This window comes from Janthinobacterium aestuarii (assembly GCF_051380835.1).
GTDB lineage: Bacteria > Pseudomonadota > Gammaproteobacteria > Burkholderiales > Burkholderiaceae_D > Janthinobacterium > Janthinobacterium aestuarii.
In genome coordinates, this window is sequence record NZ_JBNYXU010000008.1 from 1 (window position 1) to 20,165 (window position 20,165).

General features: G+C 62.9%; 21 protein-coding genes. 11 read left to right on the plus strand and 10 right to left on the minus strand.

Going from position 1 to position 20,165, the window contains the following annotated elements; translation table 11 throughout:
• Positions 1–187, plus strand: a 187-nt coding sequence (locus ACQ4WO_RS20135; protein ID WP_436482958.1) for a hypothetical protein, incomplete at its 5' end; no start/stop codon positions are given.
• A 27-nt stretch (positions 188–214) separates the two neighbouring features.
• Here the strand turns inward: ACQ4WO_RS20135 and ACQ4WO_RS20140 are convergent.
• Positions 215–991 (minus strand): enoyl-CoA hydratase, encoded by a 777-nt coding sequence (locus ACQ4WO_RS20140; RefSeq protein ID WP_436482960.1) that lies wholly within the window; start codon positions 989–991, stop codon positions 215–217.
• 76 nt (positions 992–1,067) lie between these two features.
• On the opposite strand from ACQ4WO_RS20140, the gene ACQ4WO_RS20145 reads away from it, so the two are divergent.
• Entirely contained in the window at positions 1,068–2,369 is a 1,302-nt protein-coding gene (locus ACQ4WO_RS20145) for an MFS transporter (RefSeq protein WP_436482961.1), read from the plus strand.
• Positions 2,370–2,506: 137 nt separating this feature from the next.
• A complete protein-coding gene (locus ACQ4WO_RS20150) occupies positions 2,507–2,944 on the plus strand; it encodes a universal stress protein (protein WP_034753546.1) in 438 nt (145 codons plus the stop codon).
• A gap of 34 nt (positions 2,945–2,978) precedes the next feature.
• Here the strand turns inward: ACQ4WO_RS20150 and mltA are convergent, their stop codons facing one another.
• A complete protein-coding gene (gene mltA / locus ACQ4WO_RS20155) occupies positions 2,979–4,244 on the minus strand; it encodes a murein transglycosylase A (RefSeq protein ID WP_495542772.1) in 1,266 nt (421 codons plus the stop codon).
• 10 nt (positions 4,245–4,254) lie between these two features.
• On the opposite strand from mltA, the gene ACQ4WO_RS20160 reads away from it, so the two are divergent.
• A complete protein-coding gene (locus tag ACQ4WO_RS20160) occupies positions 4,255–4,401 on the plus strand; it encodes a hypothetical protein (protein WP_436482962.1) in 147 nt (48 codons plus the stop codon).
• A gap of 24 nt (positions 4,402–4,425) precedes the next feature.
• On the opposite strand, the gene apaG is transcribed toward ACQ4WO_RS20160, so the two are convergent.
• Entirely contained in the window at positions 4,426–4,800 is a 375-nt protein-coding gene (apaG, locus tag ACQ4WO_RS20165) for a Co2+/Mg2+ efflux facilitator ApaG/CorD (RefSeq protein WP_034753698.1), read from the minus strand.
• A 166-nt stretch (positions 4,801–4,966) separates the two neighbouring features.
• Here apaG and rpe point away from each other — a divergent pair, with 166 nt between their 5' ends.
• The 7 genes from rpe (at position 4,967) to ACQ4WO_RS20200 (ending at position 11,105) form a co-directional block, all read left to right on the plus strand.
• Positions 4,967–5,641 (plus strand): ribulose-phosphate 3-epimerase, encoded by a 675-nt coding sequence (rpe, locus tag ACQ4WO_RS20170; protein WP_070254125.1) that lies wholly within the window; start codon positions 4,967–4,969, stop codon positions 5,639–5,641.
• On the plus strand, positions 5,641–6,345 hold the full coding sequence (locus ACQ4WO_RS20175) for a phosphoglycolate phosphatase (protein WP_436482963.1): 705 nt from the start codon (positions 5,641–5,643) through the stop codon (positions 6,343–6,345). The genes rpe and ACQ4WO_RS20175 overlap by 1 nt, the downstream gene beginning before the upstream one ends.
• A 269-nt stretch (positions 6,346–6,614) precedes the next feature.
• Complete coding sequence (trpE, locus tag ACQ4WO_RS20180; protein WP_436482964.1) at positions 6,615–8,111, plus strand: anthranilate synthase component I; 1,497 nt, start codon at positions 6,615–6,617, stop codon at positions 8,109–8,111.
• A gap of 1 nt (position 8,112) precedes the next feature.
• Complete coding sequence (locus ACQ4WO_RS20185) at positions 8,113–8,676, plus strand: aminodeoxychorismate/anthranilate synthase component II (protein ID WP_353658977.1); 564 nt, start codon at positions 8,113–8,115, stop codon at positions 8,674–8,676.
• A 65-nt stretch (positions 8,677–8,741) separates the two neighbouring features.
• Complete coding sequence (gene trpD / locus ACQ4WO_RS20190) at positions 8,742–9,785, plus strand: anthranilate phosphoribosyltransferase (protein ID WP_436482965.1); 1,044 nt, start codon at positions 8,742–8,744, stop codon at positions 9,783–9,785.
• A 34-nt stretch (positions 9,786–9,819) separates the two neighbouring features.
• A complete protein-coding gene (gene trpC / locus ACQ4WO_RS20195) occupies positions 9,820–10,620 on the plus strand; it encodes an indole-3-glycerol phosphate synthase TrpC (RefSeq protein WP_436482966.1) in 801 nt (266 codons plus the stop codon).
• A 20-nt stretch (positions 10,621–10,640) separates the two neighbouring features.
• Positions 10,641–11,105, plus strand: coding sequence for a hypothetical protein (locus ACQ4WO_RS20200; RefSeq protein WP_436482968.1), 465 nt, complete (start codon positions 10,641–10,643; stop codon positions 11,103–11,105).
• On the opposite strand, the gene ACQ4WO_RS20205 is transcribed toward ACQ4WO_RS20200, so the two are convergent.
• From ACQ4WO_RS20205 to ACQ4WO_RS20235, 7 genes are all read right to left on the minus strand, one after another.
• Entirely contained in the window at positions 11,056–12,231 is a 1,176-nt protein-coding gene (locus tag ACQ4WO_RS20205; RefSeq protein WP_436482970.1) for a GGDEF domain-containing protein, read from the minus strand. The genes ACQ4WO_RS20200 and ACQ4WO_RS20205 overlap by 50 nt on opposite strands.
• A gap of 215 nt (positions 12,232–12,446) precedes the next feature.
• Positions 12,447–14,327, minus strand: coding sequence for a M61 family metallopeptidase (locus ACQ4WO_RS20210; RefSeq protein WP_436482972.1), 1,881 nt, complete (start codon positions 14,325–14,327; stop codon positions 12,447–12,449).
• Between the two features lie 27 nt (positions 14,328–14,354).
• On the minus strand, positions 14,355–14,963 hold the full coding sequence (locus ACQ4WO_RS20215) for a nucleotidyltransferase family protein (protein ID WP_436482974.1): 609 nt from the start codon (positions 14,961–14,963) through the stop codon (positions 14,355–14,357).
• Between the two features lie 13 nt (positions 14,964–14,976).
• Positions 14,977–17,250, minus strand: coding sequence for a xanthine dehydrogenase family protein molybdopterin-binding subunit (locus ACQ4WO_RS20220; protein WP_436482976.1), 2,274 nt, complete (start codon positions 17,248–17,250; stop codon positions 14,977–14,979).
• A 10-nt stretch (positions 17,251–17,260) separates the two neighbouring features.
• Positions 17,261–17,719 carry a (2Fe-2S)-binding protein gene (locus tag ACQ4WO_RS20225; protein WP_034753534.1) on the minus strand — a complete coding sequence of 153 codons (459 nt, stop codon included), beginning with the start codon at positions 17,717–17,719 and terminating at the stop codon, positions 17,261–17,263.
• A gap of 132 nt (positions 17,720–17,851) precedes the next feature.
• Positions 17,852–18,568 (minus strand): DsbC family protein, encoded by a 717-nt coding sequence (locus tag ACQ4WO_RS20230; protein WP_223279140.1) that lies wholly within the window; start codon positions 18,566–18,568, stop codon positions 17,852–17,854.
• A 171-nt stretch (positions 18,569–18,739) separates the two neighbouring features.
• Positions 18,740–19,984 (minus strand): FAD-dependent monooxygenase, encoded by a 1,245-nt coding sequence (locus ACQ4WO_RS20235; protein ID WP_436482979.1) that lies wholly within the window; start codon positions 19,982–19,984, stop codon positions 18,740–18,742.
• Between the last annotated feature and the right edge of the window lie 181 nt (positions 19,985–20,165).

The following is a 20,165-nucleotide window of genomic DNA, read 5'->3' on the forward strand; positions in this document are numbered from 1 at the left end:
AAATGCCCACACTTATCGACTGTTAATTGTTAAAGAACTGTATTCGGTTACTGCTTTCGCGCTATCGACAAAGCGTTGTGTTTGTCAGCTGCGAAGAAGGAAGAGTATGAAGCGTTTGCAGCATTTCGTCAACCTTCTTTTTGACTACCCAGCCCCTGAAGGCCGCCCCTTTTGTGCCGCAAACTAGTGCGCCTCATCGGGGAGGCGAATCATATCAAAGACCGTCGAAGTTTGGCAAGCGCTTTTCAAGGAAAGCATGCATGCCTTCTTTTTGCGCAGGCGTACCGAAGGCGGCCTGGAACAAACGGCGCTCGTAGGCGACACCATCGGTCAAGGTGGTTTCAAAGGCGCGGTTGACACAATCCTTGATCATCATGGCAACCGAGGTCGGCATTGCGGCGATGGTCTTGGCGGCGGCCAGGGTTTCTTCCAGCAATTTGTCAGCCGGCACCACGCGCGACACGAGGCCGATACGTTCCGCCTCGGCAGCGTCGATGGTGCGCGCCGTCAGCAACAGATCCATGGCCTTGGCCTTGCCGATGGCGCGCGGCAAACGCTGCGTGCCGCCCGCGCCCGGGGTGACGCCGACCTTGATTTCCGGCTGGCCGAATTTGGCGCTGTCGGCGGCGATCAGGAAATCGCACATCATGGCCAGTTCGCAGCCGCCACCGAGCGCATAGCCGGCCACGGCGCCCACCACCGGTTTGCGCACGCGCAAGATATGCTCCCAGTTGCGGCTGATGTAGCCCTGGGTATAGGTATCCGGGTAGGTGTAATCGGCCATGGCGGCGATATCGGCGCCGGCGGCAAATGCTTTTTCGCTGCCCGTGAGGACGATGCAGCCGATATTCTCATCGGCGTCGAACTTCAGCAAGGCGTCGCCCAGCTCATTCATCATGTTCTCATTCAAGGCATTGAGCGCCTTGGGGCGGTTCAGGCGGATGACCGCCACTTTGTCCTGGATATCGATGATCAGGTCTTCGTATTGCATAGTGTCTCCTCTCGATGAACGGTGCAACGATTGTAGCGGCTAACGGCAGCGGCGCGGCAGGTGCGCTGCTATTATTGTGAGCCCGATCTTTTTTATCGAGCAGCATATTTTCTCCTCCCTCTTCCAGTACTGCGCCAGCTACCTGCGCGGCGACGGCAGCGCCGCCAGCGTCAATTTCCGCCGCCTGTGGTTCAGCAACGGCCTCAATTGCTTCGGCGCCCAGATCACCTCGCTGGCCCTGCCCCTGTGCGCGGTGCTCTTGCTGCATGCGACGCCGGAACAGATGGGCGTGCTGGTTGCGTTGCAGGCGCTGCCGTTCGCCCTCTTCGGCTTGCCCGTCGGCGTGCTGCTGGACCGGCGCAGCAAGCACCCGATCATGCTGTTCAGCGAAAGCATGTCGGGCCTGGCCCTGGCCAGCGTGGCTGTGGCTTACTGGTGCGGCGTGCTGTCGATGCCATGGTTATATATAGTGGGCTTCATCATCGGCACGGGCTTCGTCGTCGGGGGCGGCGCAGAGCAGGTGTTTCTGACTTTCCTCGTGGGCCGCGATGGTTTGATTGATGCGCAGTCGAAATTTGCCGCAACCGAATCAGCTTCGCGCCTGATCGGTCCCGGCCTGGCCGGCGTGCTGGTGCAAGTGCTGTCGGCGCCCGTCGCCATCCTGTGCACGGCGTGCGGCTATCTGATTTCGGTTTGCAATTTGCGCGCCATGAGCGTGCGCGACCCGCGTCCCGCACCGTCCGACAAGCACGCCTTGCGCGACATCGCCGACGGCTTGCTGTTCGTCTGGCGCGAACCGCTGCTGCGCGCGCTGGCCTGGGGGGCCGGCATCTGGCACTTCCTGTTTTACGCCAGCATGGCCTTGACGGTGCTGTTCGCCACGCGCGACCTGGGCATGAGCCCTGGCGTGCTGGGCATGACGCAGATGCTCGGTGGCGCCGGCGTCCTGCTCAGCGCCTTCATCGTCAAGCCGCTGACGCGCCGCTATGGCGCCGGCCGCACCATCCTGATCGGCCTGGCATCGACTTCGCTCTGTTTTGCCCTGACGCCCACGATACCCGCCGCGCTGTTCGGCAGCGCGGTCGCCAGCGCCGTGGCCTATGCCGTGCTGATGTTCTTTTTCGATTGCGGCGTGATGCTGTTCTTTATTCCCTACCTGGGCTTGCGCCAGAAAGTCACACCCGACCCCATGCTGGGCCGCATGACGTCGACCATGCGTTTCCTGACGGTGGCGACGGCGCCGCTGGGTGCGCTGGCCGCCGGCTGGGTAGCGGAACACTTTGGCGTGCGCAATGGCCTCGCTTGCATCGCGGCAGGCAGCATTGTGTTGACGGTCGCCATGGTGTGGGGCACGCCGCTGCGTAGCGTGCGCACCTGAAGCGGTGAACGGGAATACACTAGCAAAAGATTGCCTTGGCGACACTATTCATGCCAAAGCCTGTGAGGTTTGATTTATATCAAGGTTTTAATTGATGTAAATCCATAAGCTGTCTTACATCACTTGAGGAGCACGCTATGTTTAACACCATCTTATTTCCCACCGACGGCTCGCCGCTGTCCGACAAAGCCGCCGAGACCGCCCTCGCCTTCGCCCAACTGAACAAGGCCAAGCTGGTCGCCATCAGCGTGGTGCAGCCGTTTCCGTTCTCGCCGATGGCGGACGGCGGCATCGTGCTCGACGCCAGCCTGTATGAACAGCAGATGCAGGAAGCGTCCCAACGCGCCATCGACAAGATCGGCGAAGCTGCGCGCGCCGCCGGCGTACCTTTCGAAGGCGTGGTCGCCGTGTCGCCGAGCCCGCACGATGAAATCGTCAATGCGGCACAAACCTACCATTGCGACATCATCCTGATGGCCTCGCACGGCCGCAAGGGCTTGAACAAGCTGTTCGTGGGCAGCGAAACGCAAAAAGTGCTGGCGCATACTCACTTGCCAGTGATGGTCTTGCGCTAAGTCACACCACGAACTGCCCGGCGCCGCGAAAAACTCAGCGCGCCGGCGCCTGCTTCGGCAGCAACACCCACACGGCGCCGCTCTGCTTCATGCGGCCCGCATTCTCGGCCGCTTCCGCGCCAAAGCCAAAGAAGTAATCGACACGGATCGGCCCGCGAATGGCGCCGCCCGTATCCTGCGCCATCACCAGGCGCTGCATGGGAATCTCGCTATTGGCTTGCGTGGTGGACAGGAACACGGGCGCGCCCAGCGGCAAGAAACGCGAATCGATGGCCACCGAACGCTGCGGCGTCAATGGCACGCCCAGCGCCCCCTTCGGCCCCACTTTCGGGTCCGGCAAGCGCTCTTCCTTGAAGAAGACATAGCTGGGATTGGCGTTGAACAATTCATCCTTGCGCGTGGGATGGCCGGCAATCCACGCCTTGATGCCCTGCGCGGAGGCCTGGCTCAGGGTCAGCTCGCCCTTGTCGACCAGGTAGCGGCCGATCGATTTATACGGATGACCATTCTGGTCCGCGTACGCCACGCGCACGGTTTCCTGCGTATCGGTCAGCTGCACGCGGCCGGAGCCCTGCACCTGCAGGAAGAAGGCCTCGACTTCATCATCCACCCACAGCAATTCCTTGCCCGTGACGGACGTGGCGCGCTCGATGTCGGCGCGGGTCGCATACGGGATCACCTTCTTGCCGACCAGCTTGCCCCGCAAACGCATGTTCTTCAATTCCGGATACACGCCGGCCAAGTCCACCGAGACGAGGTCGTCAGGCACCTTGTACAGCGGTGTCTGGTATGGACCGCCCCGCTTGCGCGCCCCGTGGAGCAGCGGCTCGTAATAGCCGGTGACAAGGCCCGTGCTGGCGCCATCGGCGGTGATCACTTGATTCGGCACAAAGAAGGTCTCGAAGAACAGGCGGATGGCCTTGTCGCTGTCGGCATTGACCTGGCGCGCGATGGTGCACGATTCCTTCCAGTCCGGACGTTTGACCAGCACGCCGCAAGATGCCATGAAGGCGGGCCAGGCGGCGCGCATGTCGTCGCGGGCCCAGCCAGGCAAGGCGGCAAATTTGGCGGGCACGAAGGTGGGGGCCGCCGCATCCGCGGCATCCTTGGCCTCTGCCGGCTTGGCCGGAACCGGCTTGACGACGGTCGGCGCGATGGGTGGCGCCTTGCCGCTGGCAGCGGGTGGCGTGGGCGGCGTGGTACAGGCTGAGAGAGCAAGCGCGACGGCGCCGATTGAAACGGGTAGACTACCGCGTGTCAACAGACGGCGGGTAAATACTAAGCTGCGGGTAAATAACATAGGGGTGCGTATGTGGATCTTGATGATAGAGGCGCTGGTGGCGTTCTTCTTGCTGGCATTTATAGTCTGGTGGACCATGTATTCGGGTAAAAAACCCGCTCCACCGGCGCGCAAGCAGCTCGGCGAAGAACAGGACAGCAGCGAAAAACTGAAGTAAGGGGCGCAAGCCCCCGGCGTTGCGTCAATGCAGGGTGCGTGGCACCGACAGCACGAACTCGGGAATCGGCGCTTCAAACTGATGGCCATCTTCGGCCACGCAGAAATACTCGCCGTGCATCGAACCTTGCGGCGTGCCCAGCATGGTGCCGCTCGTGTATTCGAACTGTTCGCCCGGCTGCAGCAGCGGCTGGTGGCCGACGGCGCCCAGGCCGCGCACCTCTTCCACCTTGTTGTTCGCATCCGTGATGACCCAGTGGCGCGAAATCAGTTGCGCGCCAGCCGTGCCCGTGTTGACGACGCGGATCGTGTAGCTGAACACGTGCCGCCCCTGGTCCGGTGCCGATTGCTCGGGCAGATATTGCGTCTTGACCGTTACCGTAAATTCATAAGTCGCCATCGTCATTCCTATTCAGACATTGCCAGTCGTATTGTGTGTCGCGCGCGACGCCTACACCATCGCGCGATGCGTATTCTGTGTTTCACCGTACTTCAATGAGGCATGGTACCGGCGTCGAGCGTAAAATAGCGCATCTTCGCATTTTCTATCCTTTGGCTACTCCACCATGACTACATTCCGTATCGCTCCCAGCATCCTGTCCGCCGACTTTGCCCGCCTGGGCGAGGAAGTGCGCAACGTCGTTACCGCCGGCGCCGACATCATCCACTTCGACGTGATGGATAACCATTATGTGCCGAACCTGACCATCGGCCCGCTGGTGTGCGAAGCGATCCGCCCGCACGTGCAAGTGCCCATCGACGTGCACCTGATGGTCAAGCCTGTCGATCGCATTATCCCGGATTTCGCCAAGGCTGGCGCGAACATCATCACCTTTCACCCGGAAGCGTCGGATCACGTCGACCGTTCCTTGCAACTGATCCGCGACAATGGCTGCAAATCGGGCCTGGTATTCAACCCCGGCACACCGCTGCACTACCTGGAACACGTGATGGACAAGATCGACATCATCCTGATCATGTCCGTCAATCCAGGCTTCGGCGGCCAGTCCTTCATCCCGCAGGCGCTGAAGAAAATCGCCGAAGCGCGCCGCATGATCGACGAATCGGGCCGTGACATCATGCTGGAAGTCGATGGCGGCATCAAGATCGACAACATCGCCGCTGCCGCCGCTGCCGGCGCCGACACTTTCGTCGCCGGCTCGGCCATCTTCGGCAAGCCCGACTACAAAGCCGTCATCGACGCCATGCGCGCCGAACTGGCAACCGTCAAGGGCGCCTGATGCAAGCGGGCACGGTGAAAGACCACGTACTGGCCGGCGTGCGCGCCGCCATCATCGACCTCGATGGCACGATGCTCGACACCGTGCCCGATTTCCATGTCGCCATCAACGGCATGCGCGCCGAACTGGACCTGGCGCCCATCAGCGCCGACGCCATCAAACTGATGGTGGGCAAGGGCTCGGAAAATCTGATCCGCACCGTACTGGCGCTCGACTTCGACGCGGCCGGCGTGGAACAGCGATTCGAGCAGGCGATGGACGGCTACCAGCGCCACTACCTGGCCATCAACGGCCAGTTCAGCACCCTGTACCCGGACGTGGAAGCGGGACTGGCGGCGATGAAGGCGGCGGGACTGCGCTTGGCCTGCGTCACCAACAAGCCGATCGCCTTCGCCCTGCCCCTGCTGAGGCAGAAAAATCTCGACCAGTATTTCGAGATCGTCTACGGCGGCGATTCGCTGCCAAGGAAGAAGCCGGACCCGATGCCGCTGCTGCAAGTGTGTGCGGACTTCGACCTGGCGCCCGCCAAAGTGGTGGCCATCGGCGACTCCTCGAACGACGCGCAAGCGGCCAGGGCTGCGGCTTGCCCCGTATTGACCGTACCGTATGGCTACAATCACGGACACTCTATACACGATACCGATTCCGATGGTATAGTAAAGACACTGCTCGAAGCAGCCCGTTTTATTAGCATGCAAAACTAACCGGCATACTGACCAAACCCACCACCATATCGTGAACACGTTTCTCATCAAAAAACACAATGTCACCCAAACCGGCTCGATTGAGGCCTGGCTTTGGCGACGCTGGCAATCCTGGCAGGCTTAAGGGCCGAGCCGTTACGATTGCTGCCGGCTGCACCCGTATAGTTTGCGCATATTGCGCATGTTGCGTGCCCCGGCAAGTTTTTTGATAACCCACCGCAGGGTTTGTGCACCATGCACACGCATACCCTGACGGCATGGAGAGAAACATGACCGAACTCGAATTCAAATCGCTGTCACAGCAAGGCTACAACCGCATCCCCCTGATCGCCGAAGCGTTCGCCGACCTGGAAACGCCGCTCACCCTGTACCTGAAATTGGCACAGGCCCAGCAAGGCGGCAAGAACACCTTTTTGCTTGAATCCGTCGTCGGCGGCGAACGCTTCGGCCGCTATTCCTTCATCGGCCTGCCCGCCACGACCGTGTTGCGCAGCCATGGCAAGCGCACCGAAATCGTCAAGAACGGCGTCGTGATCGAAGAGCACGAAGGCAATCCGCTCGACTTTATCGAACAGTACCAGTCGCGCTTCAAGGTGGCCCTGCGCCCCGGCATGCCGCGCTTCTGCGGCGGCCTGGCCGGCTACTTCGGCTACGACACCGTGCGCCACATCGAGAAAAAACTGGCCGGCGGCGCGCCGAAAGATGACTTGAAGCTGCCCGACATCCAGCTGATGGTGACGGAAGAACTGGCCGTCATCGACAACCTGTCCGGCAAGCTCTACCTGATCGTCTACGCCGATACGACGCAGCCCGAATCGTTTTCGAAAGCGCAGCAGCGCCTGAAGGATTTGCGCATGATGCTGCGCCGCGGTGTCGATGCGCCCGTCACCAGCGCTTCCGTGCGCACGGAAACCATCCGCGACTTTTCCAAGGAAGACTACCTGAAGGCCGTCGCCAAGGCGCATGAATACGTGATGGCGGGCGACCTGATGCAGGTGCAGATCGGCCAGCGCATCCGCAAACCGTATGTCGACTCGCCGCTGACTTTGTACCGCGCCTTGCGTTCGCTCAACCCATCGCCGTATATGTACTTCTATAATTTCGGCGACATGCAGATCATCGGCGCCTCGCCCGAGATTTTGGTGCGCAACGAGAACACGGCCGACGGGGGCAAGAAAGTCACCCTGCGCCCCATCGCCGGCACGCGTCCGCGCGGCGCCACGCCGGAGCGAGACGCCGCGCTGTCGGCCGAGCTGCTGGCCGATCCGAAAGAAATCGCCGAGCACGTGATGCTGATCGACCTGGCGCGCAACGACATCGGCCGCATTGCGGAGACGGGCAGCGTGCACGTCACCGACCGCATGGTCATCGAAAAATACTCGCACGTGCAGCACATCGTCTCGAACGTGGAAGGCACCTTGAAGAAAGGCTTGTCGAACCTCGACGTGCTGCGCGCGACCTTCCCCGCCGGCACCCTGACGGGCGCGCCGAAAGTGCGCGCCATGGAAGTGATCGACGAACTGGAAATCACCAAGCGCGGCATCTACGGCGGCGCCTGCGGCTACCTGTCGTTTGGCGGCGAAATGGATGTGGCGATTGCGATCCGCACGGGCGTGGTCAAGGACGGCATGCTGTACGTGCAGGCCGCAGCCGGCATCGTCGCCGACTCCATTCCCGAAATGGAATGGCAGGAAACGGAAAACAAGGCGCGCGCCGTGCTGCGCGCCGCCGAACAAGTGCAAGATGGCCTGGATGGAGGGTTTTAAGATGCTGCTCATGATCGACAATTACGACTCCTTCACCTACAACATCGTGCAGTATTTCGGCGAATTGGGCGAAGACGTGCGGGTCTACCGCAACGATGAAATCACGATCGAACAGATCGAGGCGCTGAACCCGGACCGCATCTGCATCTCGCCTGGCCCGAAAGCGCCAAAGCAGGCGGGCATCTCGGTGGAAGTGCTCAAGCACTTCGCCGGTAAGAAGCCGATACTGGGCGTGTGCCTGGGCCACCAGGCCATCGGCGAAGCGTTTGGCGGTAAAGTCATCCGCGCCAAGCAAGTCATGCATGGCAAGACTTCCCTCATCGCGCATACGGGCGTGGGCGTCTTCAAGGACATCCCCAGCCCCTTCACAGTGATCCGCTACCACTCTTTGGCGATCGAACGCGCCTCGCTGCCTTCCTGCCTGGAAGTGACGGCGTGGACGGACGACGGCGAAATCATGGGCGTGCGTCACCGGGAATACGATATCGAGGGCGTGCAGTTCCACCCCGAATCGATCCTCTCGGAACACGGCCACGCCCTGCTGAAGAATTTTCTCGAGCGCTGATCCCATGCGCACGCCCTGGCGTGCCATCAGTGTCCTCCTGCGCCATCATTGAAGAAGGAAGCATCATGCCGATCACCCCACAAGAAGCCCTGCTGCGCTGCATCGAACACCGCGAGATCTTTCACGACGAAATGCTGTACCTGTTCCGCCAGATCATGTCCGGGGAGATGTCGCCCACCATGATCGCGGCCCTCACCATGGGCTTGCGCGTGAAAAAGGAAACCATCGGCGAAATCGCCGCCGCCGCGCAAGTGATGCGCGAGTTTTCCACCAAGGTGCCCATGGCCGACACCACCAACCTGCTCGACATCGTCGGCACGGGTGGCGACGGCGCGCACACGTTCAATATTTCCACCGCCTCGATGTTCGTGGCGGCGGCGGCCGGCGCGCGCGTGGCCAAGCACGGCGGGCGCAGCGTGTCGTCCTCGTCCGGCAGCGCCGACGTGCTGGACTCGCTGGGCGTCAACATCAACCTGCAGCCCGAGCAGATCGCCCAGTCGATCGCGCAAACGGGCATCGGTTTCATGTACGCGCCGAACCACCATGCGGCCATGAAGCATGCGGCGCCCGTGCGCCGCGAACTGGGCGTGCGCACGATTTTCAATATCCTGGGGCCGCTGACGAATCCGGCCGGCGCGCCGAACATCTTGATGGGCGTGTTCCACGCCGACCTGGTCGGCATCCAGGTGCGCGTGCTGCAGCGCCTGGGCGCGCAGCATGCGATCGTCGTGTATGGCCGCGACAATATGGATGAAGTGTCGCTCGGCGCGGCCACCATGGTCGGTGAACTGGTCAACGGCGAAATCCGCGAGTATGAAATTCATCCGGAAGACTTCGGCATGTCGATGATCGCCAGCCGCAACCTGAAAGTGGCCGATTCCACCGAATCGAAAGCGAAGATGATGGAAGCGCTGCGCGGCGAGCCCGGAGCTGCCGCCGACATCGTCGCCCTGAACGCGGGCACGGCGCTGTATGCAGCCGGCGTGGCCAGCTCGATCGAAGACGGCCTGGCGCGCGCGCGCACCGCCGTCAACTCGGGCGCCGCGCTGGCGAAACTCGACCAATTCGTGCAGGTGACGCAGCAGCTGGGCACCCCGGTGCAAGCGTAAGTCCTCCGCCCTCCTTTATAGAATAGCGACCATCATGTCCGACATACTCGATAAAATCCTGGCCGTAAAAGCCGATGAAGTGGCCAAGGCCAAAGCCCGCCGCAGCCTGGCCAGCCTGCGCAGTGACGTGGAAAGCGACAACGAACTGCGCGCCGGCCTGCGCGGCTTTGAAGCAAGCCTGCGCCAGCACATCGCCGCCGGCAAGCCCGGCATCATCGCTGAAGTCAAAAAAGCATCGCCGTCGAAAGGCGTGATCCGCGCCGACTTCCGCCCTGCCGACATCGCCGCCAGCTATGCCCAGCACGGCGCGGCTTGCCTGTCCGTGCTGACCGACGAGCAGTTCTTCCAAGGCTCCGTGGAGTATCTGCAGCAGGCGCGCGCCGCCTGCGCCATTCCCGTACTGCGCAAGGATTTCATGGTCGACATGTACCAGATCTATGAAGCACGCGCCATGGGCGCCGACTGCATCCTCCTGATCGTCGCGGCGCTCGACCATGGCCTGATGGCGGAGATGGAAGCGTGCGCCCACGAACTGGGCATGGGCGTGCTGATTGAAAGCCACGACGGCGAAGAACTGACGGCGGCGCTCAAGCTCAAGAGCGCGCTAATCGGCATCAACAACCGCAACCTGCGCACGTTCGAGACGTCGCTGGAAACGACACTCGGCCTGCTGCCGCGCATCCCGCAAGACAAATTGATCATCACGGAATCGGGCATCCACAGCACGGCCGACGTACAGCGCATGCGCGATGCGCACATCCACAGCTTCCTCGTGGGCGAAGCGTTCATGCGCGCGCCAGACCCCGGCGTGGAACTGGAGCGCCTGTTCAGTTAAACCATGGTAGGCTGGCAGCCATGAGACACGCGATCACCGTCCTTGCCGTCGCCGGCCTGCTGGCAGCCTGCCAAAGTACGCCGCCACCAGCTGTGAACGCACCCACGTCCACCCCCCCTCGCACGCCGGCCGCGATACAGCTGGCCGCCAGCATCGACGCCTACAAATCGCTGGTGGCGCAGCAGATCATGGCGGCCAACGCTGAATACACGTTCAGCGGGCGCTTGCCGCCCATGCTGCCCGCCATCGTCGTGCTCGACCTGAGCGTGGGCCCTGACGGCGAACTGAAAAGCGTGCACGTGCACCGTTCGCGCAACAGCGAAGCATCGGCCGCCGCGCTGGCCGCCGTGCGGCGCGTGCAAACCGGGTTTCCACCGGCCGGGCACCTGATGCGCCGCCACGCCCGGACCTTCGATTTTTCCGAAACCTTCCTGTTCAACGACCAGTACCGCTTCCAGCTGCGGACATTGTCCGGCCCTCAGTAACCGCGCAGGCATCGAGTTCGATGCGGTCGCGTCCCCGTTCCTTGGCCAGGTACAGGGCCGCATCGGCGCGCGACAGCAACTGTTCCAGCCCCTCCACCACCGATGCCTGGCAAGCGACGCCGATGCTGACCGTACACGGCGGCAGGCCCGCATGACTGGGCTCGTGCAGCAAGGCGCGGATGCGTTCGGCCACGCCCAGCGCGTTATGCGCCGGCATGTCCGGCATCAGCACGACGAACTCCTCGCCGCCGAAACGCGCCACACAATCCGATTCGCGCAAGGCGCTGCCGATGACGGCGGCCACGTGCGCCAGCACCTGGTCGCCCACCGCGTGACCGTAGCGGTCATTGATCAATTTGAAGTAATCGAGGTCAATGCTGAGCAGTGTCAGCGGCAAACGGCGGCGCCGCAGATTGTCTGTCTCGCGCGCATAGGCGTCGCCAAAGCCGCGCCGGTTCAGCACCTGCGTCAGCGGATCGTGGGTCGAGCGGCGCTCCAGTATCTGCTGCAGGCGGCGCGTGGCCACCGTCATGAAGCCCACCGTCAGCAGCAGCGCCATGAAATTGGCGACCGCCAGATAGATGCCGGCCGGCGTGCCGGCCACCATCAGGTTCACGCTGGCGCCGCCATGCAGCAAGGCCGACACGCCGCGCGCCAGTACCACGACGGCTTGCATCAGCATCAGCGCGCCAAAGAAAAAACTGGAAAAGTGGCGCTCGCCATGGCGCCACACCAGCTGCACCTGGCGCGCGTAAAACAGGAAGACCAGCAGGGAAAAGACCGCCACGCGCACCGAGAAATCGGGGCGCGCCAGCAGCCACCAGCTATTGCCGGCGATGGCCAGGGCAAGTATCAGCAGATAGGCGCGGCGGCTGGGCGCCAGGCCGAAGAATTTCTCCGTGCCCAGCATCGACAGGCCGATACCGGCCACCAGCGCCGCGTTGGCCACCATCATGGACAATGCCGGCGACAGCACCTCGCGGGTGCCGAACAACAGGGACGCGCACACCAGCAACAGCAGACCGGCCGCCCAATGCCCGAGGCCCTGCACCTCGCGCCGGAAGCTGCGATACACCGAGAACATGACGATGCTCATCGCCCCGCACATCAGGGTCGTCATCAGCATGATCGTTCGAGGATCGAGGGTTTGCACGTTGGGCGCGATCTAAAAGAAGCAGTTCGGCAATTTTAGTTTAGTTAAGGAAAAATTAGTTCATATACAGTAAATAATGACGGCAAGACACCAGTGCCGGCGGATACGCTGCATTGAGAAATTGCCGCTTGAAATAGAAAACCGGCCAGTAAAGGCCGGTCTTCTGTCCTACTGCATGAGCATCGGCATCATGCCGCGCTAGGGCGCTTCGGTCCCGTGGCTTTCTTTGGCGCCGGCAGCAGGGCCAGGCTGACGCCCGGCACGCGATCGCCCTGCAGCACGGTCGCGAACGTCATCAGCTCGTCGCGGCGGAACGCGTGAATAGCCACCTTGGCGCCGACGGCGTAGCGGCCCAGCAGGGTGTCCAGGTTGGAGCCCGTCACGCGCAAGCCATCGACGGCCACCAGCACGTCGCCCGCCGACAGGCCGGCTGCGTGGGCGGCACCGCCCTGGTGCACCTGCGCCAGTTTGGCGTCGTTGCCGTCGCGGCCCAGGTTGACGTCCAGGCTGGCTTTTTCCGCCTTGCGCGCGTCGCTGTATTTCACGCCGAACGGCGCCAGCAGGCGCGCCAGCGGCACATCGTCCGTACCGCGGATGTAGCGCTCGAAGAACGGCTTCATGCGCGTGCCGGAAATTTCATCGAACAGGGCTTCGACTTCGGCCGGCGTCACGCCGCGCGCTTTGCCCTTGTAGAAATCGCGGCCATAGCGCTGCCACAGCGCCTGCATCACGTCGTCCAGCGATTTCTCTCCATTTGTCTTGCTGCGGATCGTCAGGTCGAAGGCCAGCGCGATCAGCGAACCCTTGGTGTAGTAGCTGACGATGGCGTTCGGCGCGTTTTCATCCTGGCGGTAGTACTTGCCCCAGGCGTCGAAGCTGGAATCGGCCACGCTTTGCTTGGTGCGGCCGCTGCCACGCAAGACGCTGTTGACGGTTTTCCCGAGCAGCTTGAAATAGGCCGCTTCGTCGATCAGGCCCGCGCGCACCAGCATCAGGTCATCGTAATAGCTGGTAAAGCCTTCGAACAGCCACAGCAGCGGCGAATAGCTTTCCGCCTGCAGGTTGTACGGCGCAAAGGCGGCCGGCTTGATGCGCTTGACGTTCCAGGTGTGAAAGTACTCATGGCTGCACAGGCCCAGGAATTTCAGGTAGCCGTCGCCGATCTCGGTGCCGTTTGACGCCGTTGTCGGCAGGTCGGCGCGCGCGCAGATCAGCGCCGTCGAGGCGCGGTGTTCGAGGCCGCCGTAACCGTCGCCGACGGCCATGGTCATGAACACATAGCGGTCCATCGGCGCCTTCTTTGTCTTCGGCTCGAAGAAGGCGATCTGCGTTTCGCAGATGGCTTTCAGGTCGCGGCACAGACGGTCGAGGTCCAGGTTCGGTACCTTGCCCGTGACGACGATATCGTGCGGCACGCCATGCGCGGTAAAGGTGGCCAGCGCGAAGTCGCCCATTTCCACCGGGTGGTCGATCAATTCATCATAGTTGGCTGCCTGGTAGCTGCCGAAACCATAGCGCTGCGCCTTGAGTTCCGGCAGGGTGGTGGCCACTCGCCAGGTCTTGCAGGCCGCATCCTTGGGCTGCACGATGCGCACTTCATGGGCGTCAGATTCCTGGCCCAGCACGCGCAGGAACACGCTGGTGCCGTTGAAGAAGCCGTGATTCTGGTCCAGGTGAGCGGCGCGCACGGACAAATCCCAGGCATACACGTCGTATTCGACCGTCAACGGGCCCTTGCACGGCGCGGCTTGCCACGAGTGCTTGTCCAATTTGGTCAACGCCACGGCCTTGCCCTCGGACTCGGCGCGGATGCTGACGATGTTGCGCGAAAATTCACGGATCATGTAGCTGCCCGGGATCCAGGCCGGCAAGGACAGGACCTGGCCGATGGCGGCCGGCGACTTGACCGTCAACGTCACCCTGAACATGTGGCCTGCCAGATCAAGCGCGGCGATGCTGTAGATGATGCCGGCGGCCGGTGCGGCTTTCGCCTTGGTTTTCGCAACGGCTTTGCTTGTGGCATTGCCGGAGGCTTTTGCGGTGATTTTTTTAATCGGTGCTTTCTTCATGTTTTCCTCGTGTTTGGCATGGATATTCTACAATCGCCCGGGCGCGCCATGCACCGGCGACAAATCGTCAGGTGTATCAATATCGCGCAAGATACCGCCGTCGTCCACTGTCACTTCGCATACGGCATGGCTGTTGACGATGCTGCGCGCGCCCTGATCGCCATCGAGCGCCAGCAGCAGCGGCAGGTGATAGGCGCCAAACGCGACAGGATTGCCGCGCCGTCCCTCGAACACGGGCACGGCGATGCGCGCGCCATCGTCTATGGCTTGCGACAAGGCCGCGATTGTAGCCGCTTCCACGTAGGGCATGTCGCCCAGGGCGATCAGCCAGCCCGGCGCACCGCGCACGTAATCGATGGCGCAGGTGAGCGAGGCGGCCATGCCCGTGTCGGCGTCATGGCAGACGCGCACTTCGCAGCCCAGCGCGCCGAGCACGCGCGCCACCTGCGTGTCGTCGGCGCGCACCACGGCCAGCACGCGCGGCAAGGCCGCTAGCATGGCTTTTGCTGCCGCCACCACCACCGGCAAGCCCGTGTGCGGGCCTTCGGCCAGCGGCTGCAATAATTTATTCTGTACGCCGGAAGGGTCGAACCTGCGTCCCCTTCCGGCTGCCAGCAAGATGCCGACCGTACTCAAAAGACCACTGCCGTCATGCGGCCGCCAGGTCGAACGGCAGCTTGCGCAGGCGCTTGCCCGTCAGGGAGAACAGCGCATTGGCAAACGCAGGCGCCAATGGCGGCACGCCCGGCTCGCCCATACCCGTCGGCGCGTCGCCCGACGGCACCAGATGCACCTCGATCACCGGCATGTCGGGCATGCGCGGCACCGGGTAGTCGCCGAAATTCTGCTGCTCCACCACGCCATCCTTGAGCGTGATGGCCGCGCCGGGGATGGTCATGCCCAGCGCCATCAGCGCGGCGCCCTGCACTTGCGCCTCGATCGTCAAGGGGTTGACGGCCAGGTTGCAATGCACGCCCGCCCATACCTGGTGCAGCTTGGGCGCGCCTTCCACCACCGAGGCCGTCACCACGTAGGCGACGACGGAATTGAACGACTCGTGCATGGCCACGCCCCAGGCTTGCCCCTTCGGCAGCTTCTTCTTGCCATAGCCGGACTTGGCCACGGCCAGATCCAGCGCGGCGATGTGGCGCGTATGCTTGGCATCGATCAGCTGCTTGCGGTAGGCGACGGGGTCCATCTTCGCCACGTGCGCCGCCTCGTCGATCAGGGTTTCCATGACGAAGGCCGTGTGCGTCGAGCCGACGGAGCGCCACCACAGCACGGGCACGTTCGCCTTGGCCGTGTGCACGGACAGCTTCATCGGCAGGGTGTACGGCTCGCCCATGCCTTCGACCATGGTACCGTCGACGCCATTTTTCACCATGAAGGCTTCGAACGGCGTGCCAGCCATGATGGACTGGCCCACGATGGTGTGGTCCCAGGCGAGGATCTTGCCCTTGGCGTCGAGGCCGATCTGCGCGCGGTGTACATGTGACGGCCGGTAGTAGCCGCCCTTGATGTCGTCTTCGCGGCTCCACATCAATTTCAACGGGCCGCTCTTGCCCTCCGCGCGGTACGCCTTGGCGACGTTGACGGCTTCGACCACGTAGTCGGACGAGGGCACGGCGCGCCGGCCAAAGCCGCCGCCTGCCATCATCGTGTGCAGGGTCACCTGCTCCGGTTTCAGGCCGGAAGTGGCCGCAATCGCCGCCTGGTCGCCCGTCTGGAATTGCGAACCGACCCACATCGTGCATTTGTCCGCTTGCAGGTCCACGACGCAGTTGAGCGGCTCCATCGGCGCGTGCGCCAGGTAGGGGAATTCGTAGACGGCTTCGATCTTCTTCGGCGCCTTGGCCAGCTTGCCTATGTCGGCAGGCCTGGCGACGGTGCCCGGCGTTTTCGCCAGCGCCTTGAAGGCGGCCAGCTGCTTGTCGCTGCTGACCTTTTCGACGGCGCTCGTATCCCACTCGATCACCAGCGCGTCGCGCCCCTGCTTGGCGGGCCAGTAGCCGTCGGCGATGACGGCCACGCCGCTGCCGCCACGGTCGGTCTTCACTTCCAGCACGTCCAGCACGCCCTTGATGGCTTTCGCCTTGCTGGCGTCGAATTTCGCCACCTTGGCGCCAAACACGGGCGGACGCGCCACCATGGCCACTTTCGCTCCGGGCGGCTTGAAGTCGATGCCGAACTGCTGCTTGCCCGTCGACTTGGCGGCCGCGTCCAGGCGTTTCACGGGTTTGCCGATGATGGAAAATTCGCGCGGGTCTTTCAGTTTGACGGTGGTGGGCACGGGCTGGCGCATGGCCGCGTCGGCAAACTCGCCGTAGGTCGCCTTTTGTCCGCCGGGCCCATACAGCACACCCTTGGCGGCGCGCACCTGGTCGGGATTGACCTTCCACTGTGCGGCAGCGGCGCCCACCAGCATGGCGCGCGCCTTGGCGCCGATTTCGCGGTACTGCGTAAACGAGTGGGCGATGCTGCCCGAGCCGCCCGTCATCTGCATGCCGTAGGCGGCATCCTTGTACTGCTCGCCGGCCGGCGCCAGCGCGCCGTGCACCAGGCTCCAGTCGGCGTCGAGTTCCTCGGCGATCAGCATGGGCAAGCTCGTTTGCACGCCCTGGCCAAATTCCAGCCGGTTCACCTGCACCGTCACCGTGTTATCGGGGGCGATGTGCAAAAAGGCGTTCGGTGCATACACGGGCTTGGCGGGAGCGGCATCGGCCGCCTGCGCCAGCTTGCCTGCGCCCGGCAGGAAAAAGCCCAGCATCAAGCCGCCGCCAGCCACCGCGCCGGCTTTCATGAAACCGCGCCGCGACACGCCATCGGCCGCGCCAACCACAGCCACCGGCGCCGATGCCAGCGCCGCGCCCAGGGTCACCCCGCCATGCTGCAATGCTTCCTGATTCAACCATTCGATACGCATGCCGTTCTCCTCAGGCCAGGGTCTTGGCCGCGTCCTTGATGGCCGCGCGGATCCGTTGATAGGTGCCGCAGCGGCAGATATTGCCGCTCATGGCGCCATCGATGTCGGCATCGCTGGGCGCCTTGTTGGTGCGCAGCAGCGCCGTCGCGCTCATCACCTGGCCGCTCTGACAGTAGCCGCATTGCGGCACGTCGTGGCGTACCCATGCCGCCTGCACGGCCTTGCCCACCTGGTCGTTTTCCATCGCTTCGATGGTGGTGATCTTTTGCGCGCCCACCGAGGAAATCGGCGTGATGCACGAGCGTATCGGCTGGCCGTCGAGGTGCACCGTGCAGGCGCCGCACAGGGCCGCGCCGCAACCGAACTTGGTGCCCGTCATGTTCAGGTTATCGCGCAGCGCCCACAGGATGGGCGTGGAGGGATCGGCGTCGACTTGCGTGTCGCGTCCGTTGATATTCAAGGTAATCATCTGCTGCTTCCCCTTTTTTGGATTGTTATGGCGTCTACGAACAACACTTGATGATACGACAGCGAAAAAAAACGCAAAAAAAAGCGCGCCTTGCGAGGGCGCGCCGTCCAGCCTTCCTGGCGACAGCCCGGATTACTTAATGGTCGAGAATTTCTGTTCCAGCGTTTTCGCATCGACCGCGCCCGGAATGCGGCTGCCGTCGGCAAAGAAGATGGCTGGCGTGCCCGAGACGCGCAGCTGCTGGCCCAGGGCCAGGATTTTTTCATGCGGGTTGGCGCAAGTGGCGGCGACCGTGGCTGGCGCCTTGCCGTTCAACATCCAGTCATCCCAGGCCTTGTTGCGGTCCGGCGCGCACCACACATTGCGCGACTTGACGATCGAATCGGGCGACAGGATGTTGTACATGAAGGTGTAGACAGTGACGTTGTCGATTTCCTTGAGCGCGTTCTGGCGGAAGCGCTTGCAATAACCGCAGTTCGGATCTTCGAACACGGCGATCACGCGCTTGCCATTGCCCTTGACGGTTTTCATGGCCGAATCGAGCGGCAGATCGGAGAACTTGATGCGGTTGACTTCGTCCAGGCGCACCTTGGTGAGATCCTGCGACGTCTTGGCGTCAAAGACGTGGCCAACGAACAGGTATTGCGCGCTCTTGTCCGTGTACAGGATGTCGCCACCCGTGCGCACTTCGTACAGGCCCCCGTACGGCGTTTCCTTGACCGAATCGACCTTGGCGCCTTCGCCCAGGCGCGGCTCGATCAGCTTTTTGATGTTCGCTTCCGTCGGCGTTTCCGCGCCAGCGCACGACATCATCAGGCCCGAGGCCATCAGCAAGGCGATTTTGCTCATGCTTCTGTTCATTGTTATCACTATCACTTCTCCACTTGAAACGCCCGGCGAAACTGTCAGGGGGCCCGGCGCCGTTATCTCTTTAATAAAACGAGCGCCGCAGACGAGCTGCGGCGACCTTGAATTTTCACTAATGCCATTATCCGGCGATATCTTAAGATACGCTGATATTTACTGATGTCCCAATGCGTGCGAAATCATTTTGCGCTTCAGGGCAGGTAATTTATCCAGCAAGTTTAATCCCAAATTGCGAACCACGCGCAACGGTTCCAGATCGGCGCCAAATAATCGCGCCAGGCCATCGGTGGCCAGCTGCATCAGCAGCACGTCTTCCTTGCGCGCGCGCGCATAGCGGGCCAGCACGCGTTCGTCGCCGATGCCGCGGTGCGCTTCGCGTTCGCTGATCGTCTTGACCAGCTGCGCCACGTCGGCAAAGCCCAGGTTCATGCCGTGGCCAGCCATCGGGTGCACTACGTGGGCGGCGTCGCCCACCAGGGCCACGCGCGGCGCCACCATGGCGTGCGGGCGCATCAGGGTCAAGGGAAACGCGCGCACCAGCTCCGGCTGCAAAGGCGTGAGCTTGCCCAACTTGTCCTGGCAGTATGCGGCAAGGCGCGCGGCCAGAGCATCGGCCGGTTCGGCCATCAAGGTATCGGCCAGCGCATCGGGCGCCGACCAGACGAGAGAGACGCGCTCGCCCGGCAGCGGCAGCAGCGCGACGATGCCTTCGCTGCCCGTAAACCACTGGTGCGCCGCGCCATGGTGCGGCTTTTCGCAGGCGAAGTTGCTGACCACGCCGCGCTGTCCATAAGAGCGGTAATCGAGGCCGATGTCGCACTGGCCCCGCACCCACGACTGGGCGCCGTCCGCGCCCACCACCAGCGCGCAGGTGATGGTGTCGCCGCCATCGAGGTGCACGATGGCCGAGTCGTTCGTCCATTCCAGACGGCTGGCGCGGCCCTGCAGCACGCTGACGTTCGGCGCGAATTTCAGGGCGGCGTCCAGCGCCTGGCCCAGGTTGCGGTCTTCGATGATCCACGCCAGGCTGCCCACATGGGCGCCATAGGCGTCGAAACCGAGCCCTCCCGCCTGCGCGCCATCGCCGTTGACCAGCATGGCGTCGACGGGCGCCACCCTGTCGGCCTCCAGAGCGCCCCACACCTTCAGCGACGACAGCAAGTCGTGCGCCGTGTGATTGAGCGCATACACGCGCACGTCCCAGCTGGCTTCGACCGGCTTGGCGGCCGAAGGGGATGCGGTCACCGGCGGACTCGCCGGAGATAACAGGGTGACGCTTTGTCCTGCCTGGGCAAACGCCAGCGCCGTGGTTTTCGCGATGGCGCCGTTGCCGACGATGCAAACGTCGCTGTGGCTGTGCATGAAGCGCCGCATGGTGGGGGGAGTGGGACTGTTCATGCGGCCATTATAGCGTTTGCCCCAGCTGTTTCAGATAGTCCGGAAGTACAGAACGCGTGCCTCAGATCAAGCGGCGCCATGAAAGGCGGGCAGTACATGGTCCGCAATCTCCTGCATCGTCTCGGCCAACGGGCGGCGCTTCTGCCGCAGTTCCAGGCCGATACTGAAACCGCCCTGCCCC